A 23,555-nucleotide genomic window follows, 5' to 3' on the forward strand; every position below is an offset into this window, starting at 1 on the left:
CGCCATCGGCGCTTCTTCATCGAGGACCAAGTTCGCCCGCGCAGATCAATGCAATTCTGTGATCGCGACCGATACGGAGCTCGAGCAGAAGCTTCGGGTCTTGTCCGATTCGACGAACGAGGCCACGCACTCGCACAGCGGCTCATTCTGCGCTATTATTCTCATCGCGCCGTGGTGGTGGTGGAAGGCGCGAGCGTCATGTCTTTTGCCGCGGAGCCACCCCCATGCTTATCATCGCACTCGTCCTCAATATGCTTGGCTTCGGCCTGTTCTGCTGGCTAGGTCTCACCCTTGCTGTCTACGCGCTGCCATGTTTCGTTGCGCTTTCTGCAGGATTGGCGGCTGTTCACGCTGGGGCAAGCATTGCCTCCGCAGCTCTGGTCGCAATTCTTGCCGGCGCCGTGACCATTCTCATCGGTCAAACCGCCTTGATCTGGGCTCGATCCAGCTTCGTGCGCGCGGTGATTGCCGCAGCTTTCACCGTCCCGGCGGCTGTCGCGGGCTATCACCTCGCCCATGGCCTGTCGCAAATCGCGATGCCATCCTCACTTTGGCGGGAGATCTTCAGCTGGACCGGCGCTTTTGCCATCGCCGGCATGGCTTGGAGACGGATAACCAGCTTTGCCGAGCCTCCGGCATTGGGCGAGGCTTTGCTGGAGGAACATCAGTAGCCCCTCTCGGCCAAGACGCGAAAGGATAAGCCTTGGGTCTCGACGCTGAGGCTGCTCAGTTCCAAGCGCTGGCTGGGTCGAAGAGCTTGAGCGAGAGATAGTCGCGGCGTTCTCGAAAGGCTTTGGCACCCGGCACCTGACCTCCCGGCGGAAGGCACCAGCCAGGGGCATCTCATCGCCGATGGTTCACGGCAAACGCGATCGCCTTTTCTTCGCTTTTGTTTCCAACTCTACGCCTGAGCGCAGCGACCTCTTGTGCAGCCGAACCGAGCGGCGCCACAACTTCTTCCGGGGTTGCTGTTCAGCGCACGGACCACCTGGCCTCTTGATGGCTCGATCTGGCCGAAGAGCGGCTGCGCCTCGATCGCCTGAACGCAACGCCAGCGGTTCGACTTTCTTCCCCTGGGCTACGCCCATTCCTCGCGAGGCAAGAAAGTCGCCCCGCTGGCGTCCTCCGCTGCGCTGCGGCCCGCGGGCGGGTGCGTCGTCGATCGTCTTCGGCCTGTAGATCGCCATCGAGGCCGCGGTGGTCGCGGCTCGAAACAGCAAAGGAGAAGTAACATGGCTAACATCGGTTCTTTCAAGAAGATCGGCAGCGACTTCCAGGGCGAGATCGTCACCCTCAGCCTCCAGACCAAGGGCGTCCGCATCGTGCCCGAGGCCAACCGCACCAACGAGAACGCCCCCAGCCACCGCGTCTTCGTCGGCCGGGCCGAGATCGGGGCCGCCTGGTCGAAGCGCTCCGAGGAGGGCCGCGACTATCTCTCGCTCAAGCTCGATGACCCCTCGTTCAACGCACCGATCTACGCCAACCTGTTCAACGACGAGGACGGCGACGGCTTCAGCCTGATCTGGTCGCGGCCCCGTAAGAACGGCGACTGAGGTCGCCAAAAAGCCCCGCCCGGTCCGCCGGGCGGGGCTTCTCAATTCGAGGTAACTGCGAGTTCGGACGCGTGCGGGCGGGTCGAGCCGCTCGGGTCCCACTGGTATTCAGTCTGCCGCGCGTCTTTTGTTGGCCCGTGCGTATGGCGACGCGATCGGTGTTGAAATCTGTGAGATCGGTCGATTCTTGCGCCATTATAACTATCCGGCCCTTGGTAGTGTAGGCGCTCGTCAACCCCGCCCGAGGTCTGAAGGGGCGAAAGCTAAACTATATCGATCGACTTTTTGATCTCGGCGAGTATCTGCTCGAATGTCGGCCTACCGGCGTAATAGAGCGCTCTGCTGCGCTCATAGGCGTCGGTGTAGAGTGCGCGCGTTTTCGCGTCCCTCAAGATGAACGCTTCGTTTTCAGCAATGTTCTGATTGTCGTCCTTGCGAAAGCGCGCCTGCTTGTGGGTCTTGTAGGCATCAGTGCCAATAAACTTCTGAACCTCGGGCCGTCGCAACAGCTCATAGACATCGTAGTAGTGGCGCATGAATCCGACCGGATCGCTACGGTCGGCCTGCTGCTTGCGGAATTTCGTAGAGATCGTTTGCAGTTTTTCGACAAAAGTGTAGCCGGGGTCGTAGCAAGGAACCGCTTTGGCTCGGTTGTCGATGACATCCACATTGCTAGCAACGGCCCGGTCGTAAAGCCAGGAACTGATGTCTTTTGGCGTGTTTGGGGCCACGGTGTCGAAGCCGACCTCCAGCAGGACGCCTTCGCGCAGACCTTCCATGGCCTCGACGACCGTTGTGTGGTTCAGCTTGATGCCCGCGCTCCGATAGTTCGGCACATCATCGAACGCGGTGTCCCTTTCGACTGCCGTAATGCCGTCGATCTTGATCGTCTGCGTCAGCCAGTCGTAGAATTCGGTCCGTGTCTTGATTTGCGCTGCACTGTTCTGATTCTTCCCCGGTTTCACATCCCGGTCCTTCGGAGGCTCAATCAGGATATCGATATCCTCCGAAAACCGGTTGATGATCTGATGTCCCTTGGAAAGGGATGTGCCGCCCTTCAGCTGAAATGTGAAGCCAAGCTGCCGAAGCCCGCAAAGGCAATGCATGATCCAGTAGTCTTTTTCGACGAGTGCGGGATCAATGCCCTTTTCTTCCGCCACGATCCGGATCAGGTCGGCAAATTGCGGATGGTTGTGGAGGGAATCACGCGGCATGCAGTTCGTCCGCTCTCAGCACACGATCGAAGAACTTCTTCGTTCTTTCGTTTCCATAATCGCGAACCGCGCGGCGTAAGCGCCGCCGGTCGGTCGATGCGGCACGCTGCATCACCCGCTTCAAGACGTCATCCTTGGCTTCCGCAAGCTGATCGACGTTGTTGACGAGATCGACAAGCAGAAACTCCTTCGTGAGCGACTTCGGAAAGCGCGGCTTCACGCGAAACGCGAACTTGCGGTTGCCAAGCTGAAACTCGCCGTGGCGCTTGTGATTGTAGACGACCGTCTTGTCATAGAGCTGCGTCGTTCCCACACCGAGGCTGTTGTAAGCATTGGGGGAGGCCAGCAGAAACGGATCGTTCTTGAGGAAAGCGCCGACCACTTCCTTGTCGGAAGCCGGCGCCGGGCCGAACGCGGTTTCCTTCGGATAGGCGTAAAGTCCGCCCGAAAGCTTCTTGAGCATGCCGCTCTCAACCAGCTGCTTGAGGTGCCGATCGACGGATGTCGACCAGCGGGCCAAATCCGCTCGCCGATAGGCTTGGCCGGGCTTCAGGCGCTTCTTGAGGGCATCGAGCTTCGTCATGGCTTGGAGTATAAGTCAGAACTGACTGTTTGCAAGTTATTTCATTGAAAAATCATGCATCGACTTGGCATAAGGTACTGAAATTTCAACCGAACCCTGGCTCGATCCGGAAGGCTCCTACGTCAAAGACACAGAGCTTCCGAACGCTTAGACTTCGGCACTTCATCTTGATCACATCGCGCACGTGGCGCATCGCAAGCCTCTCCGTCGGCATCCAGGTCCCCCTTCGCAAAGCCGAAAGGGCGGATCTATGGGAGCCGAAGAGGCCTCGTCATCTTGGCGGCATCATCCCGGAATGGTGGGCGCCATCATCTCGGAACGGGCGGGCGAGATCAAATCGGAACGGTGGGCGGGATCATTCCGGAATGCTGGGCGACATCGAGCGGAATCAGCGCGCGCGATCTGCGCAATCGTACAATTCGCCTCGTGCAGACGGGAACAGATCTGCTGAGCTGGGCGACGACGCCCAAAACTTCATGGAAATGGGACAGGGCCTTCACTCGGTAATAGTCGCTTTGATCCCGCAAGGCGCTTCGTCATCGTTTCTGGCTCACAACAGACGTGGGTCAAGAACGAAAGGCTCGACAGAGATCACAGAGATCCGCGCCGCGCCCTTGTGAGTGTGGTTGATCAGGATGTTGACGTCGGGGGACTGATCTACAGGGACGATGGCAGAGGGAACGCGGAGGAGGGGTGTCGCGAGCGAGGCGTGCCATTGATCACCTCGTTGCTGGGTCCAAACTTCCTGGCGCCGCCAATCGGCGGGCAGATCGCTTAAGCCCAGCGTCTCGACGCCAAGGTCATCTGGCCCATCGTAGCGCACCATCATAAGCGCGGGCATGAGAGCTGGATCCTCGATATGGACCAGTTTTTCCAACACGCACAGCGCAGGCGACGTGCTGCAGTAGGTGACAGGCCGTCCGACCGTATTCCAGCGTCCGTCAAAAAGCGGGCCATAGCCACCATCGAACGTCTTGGCATGCTGTATGCCCGACAAACGCCAAAGAAGCATCAGGCGGCGGCGCCCCACGCGATCTTGCCGAGTATGGTCTCGATGACGCGGGCGCCAGTTTCGGTTTGTGCTACCGCCAACGGCGTCTCGCCATGAAGTTCTGCTAACGAACGCCGGAGCCATATATTGGCCTTGTCGGCGTCGCCGAAGGTCTCCTCGGCAAGTGTCTGCACCCGCAGCAATCGCACTGCCCGGTCGGATTCTTCCACGGTGAGCGGTTGCTTTTTCTCCGCGCGATGCCGGCGCGTTCGTTGCGGAATGACGAACAATTCGATTTCCTGATCACTAAGTCCCGCCTTCGCCAGCCCATGCAGCGCGGTCAGGGGAAGCCGCTTTCGTACCGCCAGGGCGAGGTCCGCCTGCGAGCGTATGACCCCTCCAAGGACCGAGCGTCCACCCAGCTTCCTTGCTACGATTTCGACGATGGACACAGGGGCCTCCCAGAACCTGGCGGCAATATGCCGTATAGATAGCGGCATATTGCCGAATTTGCAAGGGCTCCACACAGGCCCGCCTGCGAGGAGCCGGAGTGGGGACAGGGTCGTCGGGGCAGGTACTTTCGATGCAGGGGCATGTTGGCACCGCTGGCAACCGCATCCACGCACCGGGAACCGTCCTGAACGACAAGTTTGGGAGCGCAGATCTTGGAGCGACTATCTTACCGCGCTTCAGAGCCGAAATCCGGTCATTCGAGCGCGCGGGATCATCGACACTGCAGCCTTTCGACCTATCGGCGCGTTATCGAAGAGAAAGGCAAAGGCCGTCTTCCGCAATGCAATCTGATTTCTCCACCAGGATCTCCCTATCGGATTCGCTCTCCTCGAGCTCCTCCAACAGCTTGTCCACGCACGCAATCTCATCAGAAAGCTGGTCGCCGTCGGCCGATCTGAACTCAAGCTCCTGTCTATCCTTTCAAGGGCCTTGTATTGGCCCACACGAAGGCAGGCAGGGCATTGCAGGGCGAATTATTCCAGGCAATCGAATCCATCTCTTCCTTCGCTAGTGTTGTTTTCTCCACGCCTGAGCGTAGCGACCTCTTGTGCAGCCCAACCGAGCGGCGCCACAACTTCTTCCGGGGATGCTGTTCAGCGCACGGACCACCTGGCCTCTTGATGGCTCGATCTGGCCGAAGAGCGGCTGCGCCTCGATCGCCTGAACGCAACGCCAGCGGCTCGACTTTCTTCCCCTGGGCTACGCCCATTCCTCGCGAGGCAAGAAAGTCGCCCCGCTGGCGTCCTCCGCTGCGCTGCGGCCCGCGGGCGGGTGCGTCGTCGATCGTCTTCGGCCTGTAGATCGCCATCGAGGCCGCGGTGGTCGCGGCTCGAAACAGCAAGGAGAAGTAACATGGCTAACATCGGTTCTTTCAAGAAGATCGGCAGCGACTTCCAGGGCGAGATCGTCACCCTCAGCCTCCAGACCAAGGGCGTCCGCATCGTGCCCGAGGCCAACCGCACCAACGAGAACGCCCCGAGCCACCGCGTCTTCGTCGGCCGGGCCGAGATCGGGGCCGCCTGGTCGAAGCGCTCCGAGGAGGGCCGCGACTATCTCTCGCTCAAGCTCGACGACCCCTCGTTCAACGCACCGATCTACGCCAACCTGTTCAACGACGAGGACGGCGACGGCTTCAGCCTGATCTGGTCGCGGCCCCGTAAGAACGGCGACTGAGGTCGCCAAAAAGCCCCGCCCGGTCCGCCGGGCGGGGCGTTTCGCTCGCCCGGGCATCAAAGAATAGTCGCGAGGCCACTGCGCTTCAGCGCCTCGCGTTGATCGACTTTCGCGGTCCTGTCCGTGAACGATCTGCGGATCGTCGACATCCTTTCATCCGGCGAGGAAGCACCGTGCCGGTTCGATTCCTCCGACGCCTCTCGTCGCGGAAAAATGCGGCAGGATTCGTTGAGCGCTCCAACGGTTCATCCGCTGATGGCAACTCGGTATCAACTGGGATGCATAACGCGAGAGCGCTTGCACTCTGCCGCGCCCGATCGGGTTACTTGTGCAGCGATCAGTGCAATCACGATGATCACGATGAGCATCTAATCGCACGCTGTCGGGGGTTAGAGAGGCTTCAAAGTCGCAACGATCGATGGATCGGCCAACTGGAACTGCGCCAAAAAGCGCTGCAGCCCTAAGGTCCGGCATTACGAACATCATCCCTGAACGGATGTACGCGTTAGATTCAGAAATAGCCGCCGTTACTCAAGACTCGGGTTGTCGTGTTCGGTCGTGTCCGCTCGAAGACGTTTATGTCCCTAATCGGACGCGCGAGGCGCAAGTCTTCCGTCTTTGCCGCTCGCAGCATATGTTTTTGGGTTCTCTCCAAGCAAGGCGCGCTCGCTTCTGGTGGCACGCCAATTGCTGGTCCACAGTGATGGAGTTTGTTGGGCCGTGTCGCTCAGCGCAAGCATGCAACGGCGCGCCAATGTCGGCCCCGATTTGGAGGAAGCCAGATGAAGCTTGGTGTCCGTTTCGAACTTCGATTGCTCCCCAGGGGTGAGGGGGACCGGACAGAAGTTGTGCGCGAGCCCGCTGGACCGGGCCGAGTTCGCCCAGCGATTCCGCTTTCGTCACATCTGGGGGCTCGCGCATCATTTTTCGAGGAATCCTTCAGCGCCGTGTTTGAAGCATCGGGTGCCGCTTCGCGACAGACGAACAATGTTCGCCTCGGCTGCGAGGTCTGATTATCGTCGTCGAACGAACTCAGCCGCCATCGTGTCCTGCCCCGCACGCAAACGCTGAAGGAGTCCAAAAGATGCGCGCGCCAAGCTATTCCGAAGCCTTGGAGTTCGCGATCGATCGGTCGTACGACATCAACATTGACATGTTGAGGTCGCGAAATTTGCACCTTGACACGTTTAACGATTATCTCGTCGGTACATATCCGCCTCTTAAGGCAATGGGGGACTTCAATCCCGAAAAGTTGTTGGATCGGATTGCCCCGTCAATTGATCTGTATTTTCACATCCCCTTCTGCCATCAAAATTGTACCTTTTGCCACTTCGGCAAGCAGATTAATCCACCTCGCGGGCGAATCGAACGTTACTTGGCAGCTCTAGAAAAGGAGATGAGTTGGTCGGAGGCGGCGCTTGCCGGCAGAACCATTGAGACAGCCTTCATTGGAGGCGGCACCCCTTCATTTTTGACGAACGATCAACTCAAAACGCTGTTTGGTATGATCAAGCAGCGCTTTGATTTGTCCAAGTCCGAAGTGAGTTTCGAATTACATCCCGCTCTCGGGAAGCAAGTGGACGCTGTAGATCGCGTGTCGGCTTTACTGAGAGGCGGCGTAAATCGCTTCGTTCTCGGTGTTCAAACTCTCGATCGAAGTATTTTGCGCATCCTCAACCGCGGGCACGGTGTAGACGAGGTGATGCAGACAGTGAAATTGCTGAACGACATGGGCGTTGGGAATCTATCCCTCGACCTCATGTATGGGTTGCCGCAGCAAACGCTTCGGAGTTGGTACGACTCCCTCATCGGCCTCATCGTTATGGGAATAGAGAAGTTCAATGTATTCCCATTGATGTTCAAATCGACGGACCTCGTAGCCCGCCATTTGGCTAGCGGACGATATCAATTCGCCGGGGCTAAGGAGCGCATTATAATGCATTTCATGGCGGAGCACATCCTTACGAGCCTCGGCTATCGCCATGGGCCGATTTTCTATTGGACTAAGAGGTCGCAGCCGCACTCCGTTCAACAGGCCCGCAAATACGATTCCTGGAACGACAATAACCTGGTCCCGTTTGGAGTTAGCGGATTTGGTTACATGAGTGAGTGCCAGTTCTATAACGAGGTAGATTTGGATCGCTACTTGGACAAGGTTGAGGCGGGCGAGAAACCGGTGTGGAAGGGTGCCGTCTTGTCGCGAGACGATCTCATGCGCAGAACGGTCATATTCGCTTTGCGAAGCAGCGGCGTGTTGCTCTCCCGTTTCGAGCAGGAATTTGGGGTGTCCCTCGAGGGGTACTTTGCTCGCGAGCTTAAAATCCTGAATGAGGCAGGACTCATCTGCATTTCAAATGATGGCCTGCTTTCGTTAACAGCTTCCGGCATTGTCAATTCGGGCGCAGTGTCATTGCGATTTTTCTCGGATAGCGTGCTTGAGCAGGTCGCGTACAATGACAGCAGGATAAAAGACAAACGAACTGATCCTCTCGAAAAGCACGACTACTCGCCGGCCGCAAGATACGGGTCAAGCGCCGAGATGAAGGCTGTTTTTCAATGAGGTAGGTATCCTCAGCTATGATCGATACTGGTTCGTTTGCCGCCCCAGAACCGCCGCTCCTGGCGTCGCGGGACATATTCTCTCATCTGACCGACACCATCGATCGTAAGCAGCGAAAACGCCCGCTTGGATTGTTCAGTGATTTTGTCGTCGATCAATTGCCCCACCGTATTGCGGACATCAAATGCAGTGAACGACCGAGCGAAGCGGTTAAGGCCCTTCGTCGTACCATAAACGCAATTACTGCGGAGGTGGACTATGATGCGCTGCTGCTGAGTTTGCCGAAGTCCGATTTCGAGGTCGCCAAGACAGACGTCCAGTACCTCGTCAATTGTGCTTATCAGGTGTCCGCGTTCGCCGGCCTCCATCCCTGGGACGCCGAACAGACCGTGGGAGTGGCATTGAGTCGTCTGGCGCGCTTGACTCTTGAACGGCAGCCTAGCATCGGGGTCCTCTCCTATGAAGATATGATCCTTACGAATCCGGTGCAAAGCGACCCTCGCGTATATTGCCTTGGCGCGGCTGGGGTCGAGGAGCGCGACTTTTGCTTAGGCCATCAACTGATCGAGACCGAACTGCAGTCAGCAATTGAGGCGCTGGTTGAGTTGCGTGATGTCGCCGACGCGGATGCAGGTCAATGTCTTTCGCGATGTCTAGAGCGCCTTGAGTCGGCAAATTGTGTACTGACGCGCTTTTACGAACATATGTCGCCGGACCTATTTGGCCAGTTTCGCGTGTTCTACGAAAAAAATCCTTACAAAAATACACTTGGCCCAAGCGGCCGTTTCTCAGCCCGCGTTGTGGCAGTCTCGGTGCTGTTGATCGGCGAAGAGCTGTTCCGCCAAAGGCCCCAATTTTATAGGGACGTATATCGGCTGTCTGAATACTATCCGCAGGGATGCATTCGCGAGGTATTCCGTTGGCTGTCGCCAGACAAGGAGAGCGCCTGGGTCAAGCCAGGTTGGCTAGAAGGGAAAATGAACTTTCCTAGGTCTGCAACCATTTCGCCCGTGACGGAGCATCCTCACGGTGAAATCGCGAGGTTGCGCGCGTCCTGCGTTTGTGCGTTGGATCGGTTTACGCGGATGCACCGTGGTGCGGCTTTAAAATACACGGTTGGGCCAGGCCGATCAATTGTCGGCGTTGAGGTGTCGGAAACTGTCGAGGCTGTACTGTCTCAGCGGTTGTTGACTCCAGCGCGTCCGTAAGCCGGGCGTGGTATTGTCCTCGGCAGACGCCAGGGGTGGCAGAGAGGGGTAGCAGAGTCTTGGGCGTTCCGATGCAACTTGGAAGGTGATTGGTCAATGTCTCAGGACGAAGTGGTCTTTCGTCGCTTTGAGTCAGCCGATACCGATGACGTGTGGCATCTGCATAGAACCGCATCGGAGGATGTTGGTGTGTGTGGCCCGGAAGGTAAATGGGAGGATGATTTACGGAATATCGGGGAGGTCTACATTGCGTCAGGCGGTGACTTCATACTGGCGCATATTGGTTCCCGTCTCGTTGCAATGGCTGGGCTGAGACCTATTGATGATGATGTCGCAGAGTTAAAGCGTATGCGGGTCGATCCCGCCCTCCAAGGACGGGGACTTGGAAGAAGGATTCTTGGTGCTTTGGAAGCGCGAGCCGTTGTGCTGGAATTCAAGTCGATCGTGCTCGACACGACAACGATCCAAGTAGGGGCTCAAAGACTTTATGAGAGCTCTGGCTATGTTCGACGCAAGAAAGGGATGCGACACGGATATGCGGTGATCTTTTACGAGAAGCGGCTCACGGGCCAGGATGATCCCTTCTGGCCAACCAAATAAGGTTGGCGGCTGCGTAATCCTGTCGCGCTGCAGATGACTCTATAACGCAGATCCGCCAATCAAGGCTATCAAGTGAGTGGATGGACAACTGGCGTAGCTGGGGCTGCCGTGGCTCTCTCGCAACGTTCCTATTGCGGGAGGTCGTGCGGAAAGGATCGTGAATTAGAGCCACTTCATGGAAAACCCGGTTGCGCGGGGAGCCCGAGGAGGAGCCGGCCGGCGCTCTGCAGCGTTCCCTCGCTGAGAAAGGCGTGCTGGGCTACCACAAAACTGTCGCACATCGCCCGCGCCAGATTGTGCGTTGCGTAAACTGATCTGGTTCCGGCGAGACCGCAGGCGATCTTAGCGACTTCGGCGCTGCATCGTGCGGCATTCGTCGCAGCGAGCCGCATCAGCATCACCGTGGTCGGATTTGCAAGACCATTGAGCGCTTCGTTCCACAGCTCCTCGGTGGCCTCATAGAAGAAGGAACGGGCGGAGCGCAGCATGGCCTCCGCTCTGGCTATCTCCAGCTGGATGTAGCCGCGCTCGGCCATAGCGGGTGCTCCAGTGATCGAGGGGCCGCTCCCGGCCATGGCGATGACATCGTCCAGCGCGGAGCGCGCAATACCGATGCCGACGATCGCAAGCACCTGCGCGGCGAACGCCACGGACGGATAGCGGTAGATCGCTGCATCGAGCGACGACCGGCCGCCGCGGATCAGGGTCCATTCCTCGGGCACTGCGACATCCCTGACCACGAGCTCGTGGCTGCCGGTGCCTTGCAGTCCGATCACGTCCCAATTGGAGCGGATTGTCACTTTGTCGGCCGGCATCACGGCAACACGCGGAAGGCCCTCGGTTGAGACGCCTTTCACTGTGATGCCGACGCCGATCAGGTCCGCGCCGGGCGAGCCGCTGCCGAACTGCCACACCCCGTTGACGATAAAGCCGTCGGTGCTGCGCCGGGCCGGCTGCAGCGGGAAAAGCCCGCCTGCGTACACCACGTCGGGTCCATTCGCATAGATCTTGCGAAGCGTCTCAACGGGAAGCGCGGCGAGATAGCAAGCGGCACTCCCGAAGCTTGCCACCCAACCTGCGGAGCCGTCCGCCTCGGAAATGCGCTCGATCACGCGGCAAAACTGCGCTGGCGTTCGCTCCTCGCCGCCGAAACACTTGGCGACCATTGCTCGATAGACGCCAAGCCGCTTAAAGCCGTGGATGATGTCGTCTGGGATCTTCTGCGCGATGACGAACTCAGACCGACGCGCCCGGATCTCGGCGAGCAGGTTCGACAGAGTTATCCCGCCTGACTTGCTTGTCGTCGCACGCTTATCCGGCTCTTTTTCCTGGGTGCTCATAACGGCACTCCGCCTGCTAGACCCTTTTCGAGAAAACGTTTCGCGTTATTGCCGAGCATAAAATTCTTGTGCCAAGCCGATAACGAGCCGATTAGTGCGCGTCACGCCTTCACGTATCCTCAGCGCAGTCTAGGTGCCGCCTCATGAAGACAATTAGGGAGCCAGACTCCTTGTTTCCTCGGAACCGACGGAATGACATGCCGCGCTCGGTTTGACAGTGGGCAACATTAACCAGTCAACGATCCGGCCTAAACCCACCTAGGCCAATGTATGCCTTTCCGCTTCCTTGATGAGTGCTACTTCATGAAGTTAGCATCCGTCCGCTCCAGCATCCGCCTGAAGGCGGCCCATTCGATATCAGATGTCCCCTGCACTTCGATGCTGTCGTAAAGATTGGCGTATTGCTGGGCGGTGTAACGGGCGACTCCTTCGGAGACAGGCGCAATTGCGGCCCCCGTAGCCTGGATCGCGAGCTGCGCACGGCAGGACCGCTCGAGATTGTGCATCAATTTGAAGGCTTCGGCGACCGAGCGTCCGCAGGTGACCAAGCCGTGGTTGCGCAACACCATCACGAACTTGTCGCCGAGATCGGCAACCAGACGAACGCGCTCATCGAGATCGAGCGCGACTCCTTCGTAATCATGGTAGGCGACACGCTCGGTGAACTGCAATGACCATTGATTGAGCGGCAACAGCCCCTCCTTCAGCGATGAGACCGCAACGCCCGCAATCGTGTGGGTGTGCAGCACGCAAATCGCATCTTTGCGCGCTGAGTGGATCGCGCTGTGAATGGTGAAGCCGGCCGGATTTATGCCGAGCCGGAGGGGATCGTCGACAATGTTGCCGTCCATATCGACCGTGACAAGGTTGGAGGCGGTCACCTCTTCGAAGCGCAGGCCGAACGGATTGATCAAAAACCGATCATGAGCGTCGGGAATGCTGACCGAGATGTGGGTGTAGATGCCGTCATCGAGACCGAGCCGGTGTACCAGCCGATAGGCTGCGGCTAGGTCGATCCGCCTCTCCTGCACTACGTCTCTGACGGCGGACAACGGCGCATCTCTCGTCATGGCTTCTCAAAACTTTCCGTTTGTGACGGTAGCCGCCGGGCCACTGCGGACCAAATCAAAGGATTCCTCGGCCGGTGAGTGTTGGATCGCCCCGATCGTACGAATACTTGGCCGTGTTACAGCAATCGACGTGCCAGCAAAGATGTTGTGCGTGCCTTGCTTGAACTGAGCAAAGATCATGTGATTCGTGCCGGGTCGACAGAAGGCTCGTGGCTCAGTGTCTGGTTCCGGACATAAACATCGCCAAGTGGACACGGCGAGCTGAACACGACAGCGCGGAGGTTGAATGATAACGTCGCCTCTCAGCCCGAACTCGAACGTTCGTTCGAGGATGTCTTCAATTGCGATCCGGACTTCAGACATGGTCGCTGCACTGCGCAACTGAAGCAATGGAGCAGAACCTAGCCTTCCGGATCAGATCGTCGGTCTCGTGTTGAGCGAGGGACAGCGTCTCTGTTTGTCCCGGGGCGAGTGGATATCTGATGTCCCTGGACCTAAGCGCTCTCCCGCTTCTTGCGCTTCGTTCGGATCGGCTTTCGACCCTTAGGCAGCGTCTTGGGGGGCGCGGCTCCTTTGGGTGGCTGAACAAAGAACTCTGATAGTTCAACATCTAGCGTTTCGGCCAGTCGATCGAGCAGATCAATCGTCGGGTTCTCCGTTTGCCGCTCAAGACCGCCCATGTATGAGCGATCGATCCCGGCATCGTATGCCAATTGCTCCTGCGGAATGCCGCGATCAACGCGTATCCGGCGGACATTCCAGGCAACAAGCGCACGAGCTTTCATGCGCAAAAGCAGCCATTCAGTGGGCCATCAAACCACTGGCTATAACCGACCTATTGCGTTAGGTTGCTCGACGAGACAGGCATAGGCTCCAACAGCTGCTGTACACCCATATGAAAGGACCGCCAGTAGATCCCGATGTCGCCGATATGGCGCCGAACGAGCCGACGCTGACAGCCTATGATGAACAGCATGTCGTCACATACATTCGCCTTCTGCAGGCGGAGGCTGAGGGGGCGGACTGGCGGGAAGTAGCTCGAATCGTCTTGCATATCGATCCGGAGCGGGAGCCGGACCGTGCGCGCAACGCTTACCAGAGTCATCGTGCGCGCGCCAAATGGGTGACCGAGCAGGGGCGCCTCTTACGTGGCGTGGGCTCAAAATAGAAAGTTGCCGACTAGAATTTTGCGGCTAAACTATTTTCCGTGGTCATTTTCGCGCACCACGTGGTGCCAAACGAGGGACTTCCTGCAACTCAATCGTTCAGAATTATTGCTCCGCAATCCTTGTTGGTCGTATGCAATGGGAGCGGAAGCAATGCCTGAATTCGACTGGCGGTCGCGAGATTTGTTGAGAAGCCTACCGGGCTGCGCAAAGATCGAAAGATTGAAGTGTCGCTCCAGATAGGCCGCGGGCGAGCGTCCAAACAGACCTGAGGGCGCGACTTTGATGTCGCGCGCCTGCCCAAGCGGGTCCTGAAGATGAAAGGCGTTCCCGCGTCGGTCGGCGCCAGCAGCGCGTCGAGAATGGACCACGCGGCATGGGCGGCGCCGGGTATCTACAGCACCTCCCGAATGCCGGCATCCTCGATATCGGGAACTTCAAGCTCGACGGTCGGGCCGGCGGTCAGGCTCGCCGCTGCAGGATCGAAGCTATGAAGGAATGTCCGTGTCAAAGCGCCAGCGCTCGTTTGAGATCGTCGTGCTCGAAAGCGCTGGCCATGCGATTGATCTCGGCCGCGCGGGCGCCGGCTGCTTTGGCCGTGTCGCGCCAGGTCGCGGTCGCGGTCGCGACTTCCTTAATGATTGCGCGGGCCTGCGGCAGCGTAAGCCCAAAATACTCCGACGCGGCCTCAAGCAGGTCGAGCGAGCAGGTGCCTTCGTCGAGATCGATGTTCGTCGTCAGCACCCGCGCCTTCACATCAGTAGGCACGGGATTGAGATCGTAAGCCGGAGAGAGCGACCATCCCGCCTTTCCCAACCACAGGAAACCGTGTTGCGCAGATGATCATCGACATTGGAGATCAGCACATTGAAGACGACACGCCTGTAGAGGGCATGGGCGTCCGTCTTTCCTTGCGCACCATGTTGCGCGAGAGCGTCGACAATCTCCGGGTAGCTGCCGCGCTCGCCGTCTTTCGCGCCCATCATCGCCATGGCGGACAGGAACGGGACGCGGACGGCGTCGTTGCGATCGAAGCGGCGCGACATCATGACGGCCTTGCCGGCCACTTCGATCAGTTCGTGTTGCGGGGTGGCGATCCCGGCCTTGCTGGCGAGCCGCAGCGCAATCTCCTCCCAGGTCTCCATGCTGTAGTCGTCGGTCTCCTTTGGAAACTTGGCGATCGAGAGATTGCCGTGTTGGTCGATGACCGAGGCCTTCGGCCGCCCGCCACCGAGGGAGGAGCCGGGCGCAAAGATGAGCTGGAGATCTTCCTCCGTTTCCTCATCGCGGAGAATGCGCTCGGTGATCTGGAGCAGCCGCCCGAGGTCGATGTGGGGCGGTACACCGGCGCGGGTCGGCGCCTGGAAAGTTTCGTCGCCGACCCAGCGGAAGTGCGCCAAGTCGCGCTTCGTCGGCAACGCCGAGCAAATAGTCGCTTTCTGCAAGCGTGCGAACGGCGCGGCCTTCGCGGTCGGCGAGGCGGCGTTCGGCGCGCTGCATGAGGCGGCGACCCCAGGTGTCAGGCGCGGAGTCGCCGATCGAGCCGAAAGTCGCCAGTCCGGCAGGAGGAGCAAAGGCGCCGCGCGTCAGGGCGAGGGCGGGTTCCAGGGAGACCGGTCCGAGTCATCAAGCCATGCACCATCGTACTCGAAGAGGATGGTCTCCGAGCCTCGAGCACGGTTGCTCCTCGCCAGTCAGATGCGGCGCGTGCGGCGGCCGAGATCGATATGCACCTCGAAGTCAGCCATCACGTGAGGCTCCGGTCTTGCGTTTGAGGTGGATATGCTTGGGTAGCTCGGCGCTGGCGAGCGCTTGGCCGACGCTGTCGTTGCTGATGTCGGCGAGCTTGATCAGGCCGTCGAGCAGGCCGAGCGCCTGGAGAACGCCGGCATAGATGCCGATGCTGACGTTGGTGTCGCCGGATTCGACTCTCTGTAGCGTCGAGCGGGACGTGAAGGCGCGCTCGGCGACGACGGCCATCGGCAGCCGCCGACGCCGCCGCGCGTCATGGATGTCCGCGCCGAGCTTGCGCAAGGCCCGCCGAACGGCGGCAGGGGGATTGTGGGGGTGGGCATTTGTATCCTTCACACTCCATATCTCGCGAATATGTAGCACGAAGATTACAAATTTCCTGGTCCAGCAGGGTCGGTGCCCTAGTGTGGGGACGGCTAAGCGTTCGACCGAGTTCCCGAAGAATGCGCGCAAGACCCCGCAGAGTGAGGCGGCGATCGAAGCTTATGCGGCGAGTCGCCGCCAAGGGTATCTTGCAGAATCTGGTGGTCGAACCGGAGTTGGACAGAAGGGCGGCCACGGGGTTTGCAGACGGCTTGCCCGGCTGCTGAGAGTGATGCGCAAGGAGATCAACAAGACCGAGCCGATCCGCTGCATCGACACTGCGAACGATCCGCACGAAATCAGTCTAGACGAGAACGTCACGCGGGAAAATGTACATCCGCCGATCTGTTCGAGGCCTTTCAAGAAGCTAGCGGAAAAGCGCGGTTTTGGTGCGGAAGAAATCGCCGCCCGCTTCGGCATGACGTCGCATGTTGTCCTGCGGCTCGGCGCGGTCTCCCCGAAACTGATGCAGGTCTATCGCGATGGCGATCTGACCCTTGAACATCGTCGAAACCGTTTTGGGCGAAGCACATCGCAAGCCGGAAAGCAGTTTTGATTTCGTGCAAGGCACGCGCCTTGACCTGGAAGGCAAAGCAAAGCGCTTGATGGAAAGGACTGTCTGAACTTGGGCCGCGTGCTGGGGCGCCGGTTGCGCGGCCTTGAATCCGGGCCGCATGCGCCGCCGCCGATCCGGCTTGCCGGCAGCGACGCGCGGTCCGCGTCCGGCGCTCGCTGGGCCATTGGCCCGGCTCGCGGATTGGGCCGCGCTATTTGGCGCGACCTCTCTTTGCCGTCCGTTTTAGGAACTCATCAGGCTCGACTTCGAGCTTGTCGGCAAGGCGGCCAATGACCTTTATGCTGACGTAGTACACGCCCTTCTCGAGCTGGCTCAGATAGCTCCGGCTTATCTCAGCCTCCAAGGCAAGTTCGTCTTGAGACCATCCCCTCGCATTGCGTAGACGACGCAAGTTAGTGGCGAATGTCTCCCGCAAATCCATGCGGGCAAAGATGCCGCTTGTTCAGTATATTGCACCTCGATATACTTAACAAAGTGCGGCCCATGAACCGTTAGACAGTAAACTCCGCGACCGTGAGATCATGCAAATGCCGCCGCTCGATCCTAACGTGGTTGACCTGGCTCCCAGCGGGCCAGTGTTGACATCCTACGACGAGGAGCACGTTGTCACGTACATTCGCCTTTTGCAGGCGGAGGGTCAGGGAGCGGACTGGCAGGAGGTCGCTCGAATCGTCTTGCACATCGATCCGGATCGAGAGCCGGACCGTGCGCGGACTGCATACCAGAGTCATCTTGCGCGCGCCAAATGGGTGACCGAGCAGGGGCGCCTCTTACGCGGCGCCGGCTCAAAATAGACGAAAATCGCCGACTAGAGACCTGCAGCTAAAACGACTTTCTCCCGCTAACCGATGGTCATTCTCAAGCACCACGTGGTGCCAAACTAGAGGCTTCCTACAACCGCTTCGTTCATAACTAATGCGCCGCAATCTTTGTTGGCTGCGTGCAATGGGACGGAAGCAATGCCTGAATTCGACTGGCGATCGCCAGATTCGTTTAAGAGCCTGGAGAATGCTGAGATCACTCACATCGCCTGGGAAGGCCTTCGTATGAACGTGGACTATCAACGCGACTACGAAGCGATGATTGCGAACAGCCCAGATGGCGAAGTGACCGAGGAATTCAGGAGGAGGTGGGGTATCTGCTTTCGCCCATGACCCGCAAAAGTCCTCCAAAGAACAGGTCATCTTTTGGACACCTGAGGTTCTGGCGTCCGTTGTCCCCGTGACAACCGCGCCGCCTCTTTCTCACAAATCAGCATCTCAGCCGCTGCTCGATTTTACTGCCGGCCAGGTGTGCCGCGCCGCCGGCGGTTGGCATGCGGTGCTGCGCATCGGCTCGGTTGACCATCGCATCTGGTCAAAACAGCCGCTGACCGCAGGCACTTACTATGCGGCTGAGTTGCCGCTTGACCGCGATTTCGAAGCGCGCGCGCACGCTGCCACGCGGCTATGGCGCGCGATGAATGGACGCGCGCCAGGACCTGCCTTCCGTCGCTTGTCAAAACAGCGGCGCGAACGAATATGCGCAGCCCTTCGCGCAGTCGCCGCATATTTCGCCGGCGCGACCTATCGCAGCATCGCAGAGGCTCTGTTCGGCGAAAAGCGTATGCCGGATCGCGTCTGGAAAACGCACGATTTGCGCAGCCGAACAATCCGCCTCGTACAAAGCGGCCTTGCGCTCGTGCGCGGAGGCTATCGCAAACTTCTGCGGCCCGGGCGCAGGGACAAGTAGCGCTGCCCCCCAGGGGGTGCCGAAAATCCGCCCCCCGATATTCGGCATCCTCCTCCGAGAACTTGCTTCTCCATGATGACCGCATACACGCCGATGCCGCCATCCGCGGTGCGCTGTCCTCTTGGAGTTCTCAAATGCCCGATCCGATGGCCGGCCTACCCCCGCGCTTCCTGCGCACATCGGAGGCCGCGCGTTATCTTGGCCTTTCCGGTCGCACGCTGGAGAAGCACCGCACGTACGGTACCGGGCCGACGTATCGGAAGATTGGCGGGCGTGTCGTCTACGCCGTAGATGACCTGAAAGCATGGGCTGATCTCGGCGCCAAAACCTCGACCTCCGATCCCGGCAAAGGGACTGTGCTGCCCGCAAAGAAGCACCCGACGCTGCGCCGCTATGCGGGCCAGGAACGTCGCTGATCCCTGTTTGAGAGCGATGGTCATGCGACGCAAACACCATTCCGAGCGCAACCAGCTTGAACTCTTCCGCGCACTGCCCGGCGATCTCGCGCCCCGCGACGCGCAGGATCTGATGGCTTATCCATTCTTCTCGCTCGCGAAAACAAAGCGTATTGTGCCGATCGATTTTCGTACTGGTGCGATCGCAATTCGGGTCGAAGCGGTGCCGGAACACGGCATGGCGACCATTTGGGATGCGGATGTTTTGATCTGGGCCGCTTCCCAGATCGTCGAAGCCCGTGACGCCGGCTTGAAGACGTCGCGCCTGATGGCTGCAACGCCTTACGAGATTCTGACGTTCGCCGGCCGTGGCACCAGCTCGCGCGACTACGACCGCCTGAAGGCGGGGCTCGACAGGTTGCAATCGACGACCGTGTTGACGTCAATTCGCCAGATTGCGGTGCGACGGCGGCATCGTTTCTCGTGGATCAACGAATGGAAGGAGACGGCTGACGCAAACGGACGCCCGTTCGGGCTCGAACTGATCTTGCCCGATTGGTTCTATTCCGGCGTGATCGATGACGCGCTCGTGCTCACGATTGATCGCGCGTATTTCGATCTGACGGGTGGACTTGAGCGCTGGCTTTACCGCCTCGTGCGCAAGCATGGCGGCCGGCAGCAGGGCGGCTGGAGTTTCGATCTTGTGCATCTCCATGCCAAGTCCGGCGGTCTCTCGCCTCTCAAGCATTTTGCATACGACGTGCGCCAGATTGTCCAGCGCCAGGCATTGCCTGGCTACCAACTCGTGCTCACGCGCGATCGCGACGGCGCCGAGCGGTTGAAGTTCGCGCCCGCGCCCATCAATCCATTCACCGAGAGGCTTCGCAGACGCGATCTCCTTCCGAAATCGGGAGGCAACCTGTGAATCAGCTCGTGCTATCGGGGACCGCAACCCTCGTGCCATCAGGGACCCGACCCTCGTGCTATCGGGGACCGGAATCGGATCGAAGTCCTTGGCCTTTAGCGCTTTCCAGCCGCCGTAACTCTTCTAACCAGAAATCCTTCGGATTTCTTCTAACGGACCGCGCCTTCGGGCCTGATGAGGATAACCACCACGGTCCGCCTGTTCTGCCTCGCCACAGTGAGGGCGAGGGCGAGGACGCGCTGTCGCAATTCCGCTCCCGCCAGGCAACCAGAACCTTTCTGTACTCGGAGTGCACCATGAACAATTTCACCGAAGTCGAACTCCTTTGGCTCGAGAAGCGCATTGAGAACCGCATCCGGTTCGGCCATTCCGTCGAGGAGAGAATCCTCGATCGCCGCCGACGCGTGCAGTCCTTTGCGCCCGGCAGCATCTTCGCGTTCGTACGCTGGACATCAAACGACTTCGGAACGGCGATCTCACGGATCGATATTCTGCGCGCGGTGGCACCGGGACAACGATGCTCCACGGTGCCCTATGTGAAGCCCGGCGGGGACATTCTCCTGCGCCTATCCGGCTGGCCCAAAGTCGAACGGGTACTTCAGTTGATCGATGCAGTCGAGGCGCTCGACATCGATCCCGCGGACGCTGCGCCCGATTACTGGCATCACGTTCATAACCGCATGTCGGTCAATGAAAACCCCCGCCCCTACACAAAAGCGAGACACCAGGCGTGGCTTCAACGGCAGAGGACCATGCGATGACAGGTTCCTGGAAGACCTTGGTCACGATGTTCGGCGGCGCTGCTGCTCTTCTCGCACCAAAGAGTCTCGACCTGACGCCACTCTACGTCTGGAATGCATCTGACAGCGTGCCAATCGGCCTGTATCGTTTGCAACCTGCGGAAAAGCTGTTCGTGACGGAGCTGCTCGCCATTCAGCCGCCGGAGCCGCTTGCAACCTTCCTCGACGTGAGCGGCTATCTGCCGGCCGGGATACCGATGCTCAAACGGGTGCTGGCACTTCCGGGGCAGACCGTCTGTAGAACCGGGCTCGCAGTGACCGTCGACGCGATCGAAATGGGCGAGGCAAGAGATCGCGATGGCCGCGGCCGTCCCCTCCCGAAATGGCAGGGTTGCCGCGTCGTCGGCGAGGGCGAACTCTTTGTCATGAACTGGCAATCCGCCGACTCGCTGGACGGAAGATATTTCGGCTTTCTGCCGGCATCCGCCGTCCTTGGGCGTGCGCTCCCCGTGTGGGCCTGGGAGGACTGAGCGTGCGCGTGTTGGGATTCCGATCTGCTATTCCGCTGGTCGACCGAATGCTCCACCGTTCCTCCGTCCCGGCCAACGATCGTGGAGCTGTCGCGCGCAGGGCCAGTCCGGACTCTGCCCCGGAATTTGTTCGCAGGCGGCCGACAAGCCGGCGCCACGAGACCTTACCCCGGAGGAGCACGAACACGAGGGCATGCTGGCGTTCAGCCGAAACAAGCCTTCGCTCGGTCGTGCCGTTGTTCCTCGCACTGACGATCAGTGATGCTGCGGCTTTCGCCGAGACACGATCGGCAGAGCATACAGCGAGCTCTCAAACCAGCGAACCGTTTGCGCCGATTATTAACGAGGCCTCGCGGCGCTTCGGCTTACCAGTGTACTGGATACGCGCCGTCTTGGAAGTCGAGAGCGCTGGAGACGTGTGGGCTAAATCTCCGAAAGGTGCCATGGGGCTGATGCAGATCATGCCGCAGACTTGGGCCGAGCTGCGCCTGCGATACCAGCTTGGCAACGATCCCTACGATCCCCACGACAACATCCTTGCTGGTGCGGCCTATCTCCGGGAACTGCAGGACCGATACGGTTCGGCGGGCTTCCTCGCAGCCTACAATGCGGGACCTGGTCGCTACGAAGAACATCTCGCTGGTCGAGCATTGCCTGCTGAAACCCGAGCTTATTTGCAGAAGCTTGCACCAACGATCGGCAGCGATATTTCCGCTCCTGCGGCGGTCGCCAGGTTGCAGCCGTCGGGAGCGACGCTATTCGCTGTGCGGTCCGAAAGCCTCAAGAGCATCACGTCGGCGCAGCGCGCCTCATGCTGGATCACACTCCGATCGCGGGCGTTGCACACGACATTTCAGCCATCGTACCCCAAGCAACCGGGCTTTTTTCCGCGAGCTTTGTTGCGGGAGGTCGGCGATGAGCGAATGCATAAGCGCGCATGCATTAGCGTGCCGTAGAGAGAAATGGGCGGATAGGAGAGGACGGTCGGAAGACACGACGTTAGCGTCCGGCTCTTGCACGTTGGTCAGGTATTGACATGATTCGTCGGTTTCCAGGTCCACGGCAGCAGTTCGTCGAGACGGTTGACCGGATGTCCGTCGACCATGCACGTGAGCACGTCGCGCAGGTATGCGTAAGGCTCGACGTCATTGAGCTTGCACGTTTCGATCAGCGAACAGAGGATTGCCCATCGTTCCCCGCCGCCATCGCTACCGGCGAACAGATGGTTCTTGCGGCCGAGCGCCACAGGTCGGATCGCCCGCTCGACGGGATTCGTGTCGAGTTCGATGCGCCCGTCGTGCAGGAAGCGGGTCAATCCATCCCAACGCGACAGGGCATACCGGATCGCTTCGGCGAGATTGCCGCGCCCGGGCAGTTGCGGAAGCTGCACCTCGAGCCAAAGGCGAAGGCTGTCAACGATCTGCCTGGCGAGGGCGCGCCGCGCGGCCAGCCGAAGCGCCGGCGATTGACCACGCACCTGCGCTTCGACAGCATAGAGGCTAGCGATGCGACGCAGGGCCTCGTGCGCGATGGGCGTGTCCTCGGCTTGCGCAACCTCGTAGAACTTGCGCCTGGTGTGCGCCCAACAGGCGGCGAGAGTGATCTTTCCGGCAACCGTCAGCCGCTCGAATCCCGCGTAACCGTCGACGTGCAGAACGCCCTTGAAGTGCGTCAGATGCGCCGCCGGGCGCTCCGCTTTCCGGTCGGGCGCGAACACATAAACTGCTGCCGGCGGCTCCGGCCCAGCCCAGCCGCGTTGTTCGCGGGCATACACCCACAGTCGTCCGATCTTGGTGCGGCCTCGGCCCGGATCGAGCACAGGGATTGGAGTGTCGTCGGCAAACAGGTGATCCGACGAGAAGATGTGCTTGCACAGCCGGTCGTGCAGGGCCTCAAACCACCAGCACGCGCCGCCAACCCATCCGGCGAGTGTCGAGCGCTCCAATTCGACGCCATGACGGGCAAAAATCTGCGCCTGTCGATAGAGCGGTGTATGGTCGCAATATTTGCTGACCAGCACCTGCGCGAGCAGGGCTGGCGTGGCCAAACCGCCGGCGATCGGTCGCTCAGGCGCCGGAGCCTGGATGATCGTTCCGCAGCCGCGGCAGGCATATTTCGGACGGCAGACGCGCACCACGCGCAACTGTGCTGGCACCCAGTCCAACATCTCGCTGATGCTCTCACCGATCGCATGCAGCGCGCGACCGCAACAGGCGCAGCTTTCGCTATCGACGTTGAGCACGACCTCTTCGCGGGGCAGATGATCCGGCAGCGGTTTGCGCTTCGGCTGCAGCTTCTGCGTCGGCGCGGACACCTCCACCAAGGCTTGATCTGCCTCGACAGCCGACAGATCGATGTCCAGGTCTTCAAGCCCAAGGGCGAGTTGAGCGGCGTCGAGACGCTCGGAACGACGCCCAAATTGTGCGCGCTGAAGCTGTTTGATGATCGCTTCAAGACGCTGGATCTCGCTGTTCCGATGCGCGATGACCGAGGCAATGTCGCGCACCAGGCGATGCAGAAGCGCTGTGTCCGACGGCAGATTGTTGAGGTCGAGCTGCATGACCGATTCTA

At 59.6% G+C, this 23,555-nt stretch carries 25 protein-coding genes and 2 pseudogenes; 16 read left to right on the forward strand and 11 right to left on the reverse strand.

Annotation, left to right across the window (positions count from 1 at the left end; genetic code table 11):
* Positions 1 to 224 precede the first annotated feature (224 nt).
* Together K3F49_RS33690 and K3F49_RS33695 are read left to right on the forward strand one after the other, a co-directional pair.
* On the forward strand, positions 225 to 671 hold the full coding sequence (locus tag K3F49_RS33690) for a hypothetical protein (protein WP_234685178.1): 447 nt from the start codon (positions 225 to 227) through the stop codon (positions 669 to 671).
* A 561-nt stretch (positions 672 to 1,232) separates the two neighbouring features.
* Positions 1,233 to 1,553 carry a DUF736 domain-containing protein gene (locus K3F49_RS33695; protein WP_234685179.1) on the forward strand — a complete coding sequence of 107 codons (321 nt, stop codon included), beginning with the start codon at positions 1,233 to 1,235 and terminating at the stop codon, positions 1,551 to 1,553.
* A 263-nt stretch (positions 1,554 to 1,816) separates the two neighbouring features.
* Here the strand turns inward: K3F49_RS33695 and K3F49_RS33700 are convergent, their stop codons facing one another.
* The 4 genes from K3F49_RS33700 to parS form a co-directional block, all read right to left on the reverse strand.
* On the reverse strand, positions 1,817 to 2,767 hold the full coding sequence (locus K3F49_RS33700) for a nucleotidyl transferase AbiEii/AbiGii toxin family protein (RefSeq protein ID WP_234685180.1): 951 nt from the start codon (positions 2,765 to 2,767) through the stop codon (positions 1,817 to 1,819).
* A complete protein-coding gene (locus K3F49_RS33705; protein ID WP_027548482.1) occupies positions 2,757 to 3,350 on the reverse strand; it encodes a hypothetical protein in 594 nt (197 codons plus the stop codon). The genes K3F49_RS33700 and K3F49_RS33705 overlap by 11 nt, the downstream gene beginning before the upstream one ends.
* 550 nt (positions 3,351 to 3,900) lie before the next feature.
* On the reverse strand, positions 3,901 to 4,362 hold the full coding sequence (locus K3F49_RS33710; RefSeq protein ID WP_234685181.1) for an RES family NAD+ phosphorylase: 462 nt from the start codon (positions 4,360 to 4,362) through the stop codon (positions 3,901 to 3,903).
* On the reverse strand, positions 4,362 to 4,793 hold the full coding sequence (gene parS / locus K3F49_RS33715) for a type II RES/Xre toxin-antitoxin system antitoxin (RefSeq protein WP_234685182.1): 432 nt from the start codon (positions 4,791 to 4,793) through the stop codon (positions 4,362 to 4,364). The genes K3F49_RS33710 and parS overlap by 1 nt, the downstream gene beginning before the upstream one ends.
* A gap of 913 nt (positions 4,794 to 5,706) precedes the next feature.
* Between parS and K3F49_RS33720 the strand changes: the two genes are divergently transcribed.
* From K3F49_RS33720 to K3F49_RS33735, 4 genes are all read left to right on the forward strand, one after another.
* On the forward strand, positions 5,707 to 6,027 hold the full coding sequence (locus K3F49_RS33720) for a DUF736 domain-containing protein (protein WP_234685179.1): 321 nt from the start codon (positions 5,707 to 5,709) through the stop codon (positions 6,025 to 6,027).
* Between the two features lie 1,084 nt (positions 6,028 to 7,111).
* Positions 7,112 to 8,587: a coproporphyrinogen-III oxidase family protein gene (locus tag K3F49_RS33725; RefSeq protein ID WP_234685183.1), complete on the forward strand. Its 1,476-nt coding sequence runs from the start codon at positions 7,112 to 7,114 to the stop codon at positions 8,585 to 8,587.
* A gap of 17 nt (positions 8,588 to 8,604) precedes the next feature.
* On the forward strand, positions 8,605 to 9,795 hold the full coding sequence (locus K3F49_RS33730) for a hypothetical protein (protein WP_234685184.1): 1,191 nt from the start codon (positions 8,605 to 8,607) through the stop codon (positions 9,793 to 9,795).
* 96 nt (positions 9,796 to 9,891) lie between these two features.
* Positions 9,892 to 10,395 (forward strand): GNAT family N-acetyltransferase, encoded by a 504-nt coding sequence (locus K3F49_RS33735; RefSeq protein WP_234685185.1) that lies wholly within the window; start codon positions 9,892 to 9,894, stop codon positions 10,393 to 10,395.
* 173 nt (positions 10,396 to 10,568) lie between these two features.
* On the opposite strand, the gene K3F49_RS33740 is transcribed toward K3F49_RS33735, so the two are convergent.
* The 3 genes from K3F49_RS33740 to K3F49_RS33750 form a co-directional block, all read right to left on the reverse strand.
* Entirely contained in the window at positions 10,569 to 11,735 is a 1,167-nt protein-coding gene (locus K3F49_RS33740) for an acyl-CoA dehydrogenase family protein (protein ID WP_234685186.1), read from the reverse strand.
* Between the two features lie 296 nt (positions 11,736 to 12,031).
* A complete protein-coding gene (locus K3F49_RS33745; protein ID WP_234685187.1) occupies positions 12,032 to 12,805 on the reverse strand; it encodes a class II aldolase/adducin family protein in 774 nt (257 codons plus the stop codon).
* A gap of 494 nt (positions 12,806 to 13,299) precedes the next feature.
* A complete protein-coding gene (locus tag K3F49_RS33750) occupies positions 13,300 to 13,590 on the reverse strand; it encodes a helix-turn-helix domain-containing protein (RefSeq protein WP_234685188.1) in 291 nt (96 codons plus the stop codon).
* Between the two features lie 110 nt (positions 13,591 to 13,700).
* Here K3F49_RS33750 and K3F49_RS33755 point away from each other — a divergent pair, with 110 nt between their 5' ends.
* Positions 13,701 to 13,973, forward strand: coding sequence for a DUF2285 domain-containing protein (locus K3F49_RS33755; protein WP_234685189.1), 273 nt, complete (start codon positions 13,701 to 13,703; stop codon positions 13,971 to 13,973).
* 505 nt (positions 13,974 to 14,478) lie between these two features.
* On the opposite strand, the pseudogene K3F49_RS33760 reads toward K3F49_RS33755, so the two are convergent.
* Together K3F49_RS33760 and K3F49_RS33765 are read right to left on the reverse strand one after the other, a co-directional pair.
* Positions 14,479 to 15,665 (reverse strand): annotated as a pseudogene (locus tag K3F49_RS33760) (type II toxin-antitoxin system HipA family toxin).
* Between the two features lie 46 nt (positions 15,666 to 15,711).
* On the reverse strand, positions 15,712 to 16,059 hold the full coding sequence (locus K3F49_RS33765; RefSeq protein ID WP_234685190.1) for a helix-turn-helix domain-containing protein: 348 nt from the start codon (positions 16,057 to 16,059) through the stop codon (positions 15,712 to 15,714).
* A gap of 100 nt (positions 16,060 to 16,159) precedes the next feature.
* On the opposite strand from K3F49_RS33765, the pseudogene K3F49_RS33770 reads away from it, so the two are divergent.
* Positions 16,160 to 16,588, forward strand: a pseudogene (locus K3F49_RS33770) (ParB/RepB/Spo0J family partition protein); the annotation flags it as partial.
* Positions 16,589 to 16,853: 265 nt separating this feature from the next.
* On the opposite strand, the gene K3F49_RS33775 reads toward K3F49_RS33770, so the two are convergent.
* The gene (locus K3F49_RS33775; RefSeq protein ID WP_234685191.1) at positions 16,854 to 17,084 is read right to left on the reverse strand and encodes a helix-turn-helix domain-containing protein; all 231 of its coding nucleotides are present in this window, start codon (positions 17,082 to 17,084) and stop codon (positions 16,854 to 16,856) included.
* Positions 17,085 to 17,184: 100 nt separating this feature from the next.
* Between K3F49_RS33775 and K3F49_RS33780 the strand changes: the two genes are divergently transcribed.
* The 8 genes from K3F49_RS33780 (at position 17,185) to K3F49_RS33815 (ending at position 21,940) form a co-directional block, all read left to right on the forward strand.
* The gene (locus K3F49_RS33780; RefSeq protein ID WP_234685192.1) at positions 17,185 to 17,457 is read left to right on the forward strand and encodes a DUF2285 domain-containing protein; all 273 of its coding nucleotides are present in this window, start codon (positions 17,185 to 17,187) and stop codon (positions 17,455 to 17,457) included.
* A 165-nt stretch (positions 17,458 to 17,622) separates the two neighbouring features.
* Positions 17,623 to 17,817 carry a transcriptional regulator domain-containing protein gene (locus K3F49_RS33785; protein WP_200471987.1) on the forward strand — a complete coding sequence of 65 codons (195 nt, stop codon included), beginning with the start codon at positions 17,623 to 17,625 and terminating at the stop codon, positions 17,815 to 17,817.
* A 67-nt stretch (positions 17,818 to 17,884) separates the two neighbouring features.
* Positions 17,885 to 18,394, forward strand: coding sequence for a DUF2285 domain-containing protein (locus tag K3F49_RS33790; protein WP_234685193.1), 510 nt, complete (start codon positions 17,885 to 17,887; stop codon positions 18,392 to 18,394).
* Positions 18,395 to 18,528: 134 nt separating this feature from the next.
* Positions 18,529 to 18,810, forward strand: coding sequence for a helix-turn-helix transcriptional regulator (locus K3F49_RS33795; protein ID WP_234685194.1), 282 nt, complete (start codon positions 18,529 to 18,531; stop codon positions 18,808 to 18,810).
* A 22-nt stretch (positions 18,811 to 18,832) separates the two neighbouring features.
* Positions 18,833 to 19,714 carry a replication initiator protein A gene (locus tag K3F49_RS33800; protein ID WP_234685274.1) on the forward strand — a complete coding sequence of 294 codons (882 nt, stop codon included), beginning with the start codon at positions 18,833 to 18,835 and terminating at the stop codon, positions 19,712 to 19,714.
* Between the two features lie 296 nt (positions 19,715 to 20,010).
* Entirely contained in the window at positions 20,011 to 20,475 is a 465-nt protein-coding gene (locus K3F49_RS33805; protein WP_234685195.1) for a DUF2840 domain-containing protein, read from the forward strand.
* Complete coding sequence (locus tag K3F49_RS33810) at positions 20,472 to 20,984, forward strand: S26 family signal peptidase (protein WP_234685196.1); 513 nt, start codon at positions 20,472 to 20,474, stop codon at positions 20,982 to 20,984. The genes K3F49_RS33805 and K3F49_RS33810 overlap by 4 nt, the downstream gene beginning before the upstream one ends.
* Positions 20,985 to 21,220: 236 nt before the next feature.
* On the forward strand, positions 21,221 to 21,940 hold the full coding sequence (locus K3F49_RS33815; protein WP_234685197.1) for a lytic transglycosylase domain-containing protein: 720 nt from the start codon (positions 21,221 to 21,223) through the stop codon (positions 21,938 to 21,940).
* Between the two features lie 68 nt (positions 21,941 to 22,008).
* Here the strand turns inward: K3F49_RS33815 and tnpC are convergent, their stop codons facing one another.
* A complete protein-coding gene (gene tnpC / locus K3F49_RS33820) occupies positions 22,009 to 23,544 on the reverse strand; it encodes an IS66 family transposase (protein ID WP_234685198.1) in 1,536 nt (511 codons plus the stop codon).
* Positions 23,545 to 23,555: the final 11 nt, after the last annotated feature.

This window comes from Bradyrhizobium monzae (genome assembly GCF_021458635.1).
Lineage (GTDB): Bacteria > Pseudomonadota > Alphaproteobacteria > Rhizobiales > Xanthobacteraceae > Bradyrhizobium.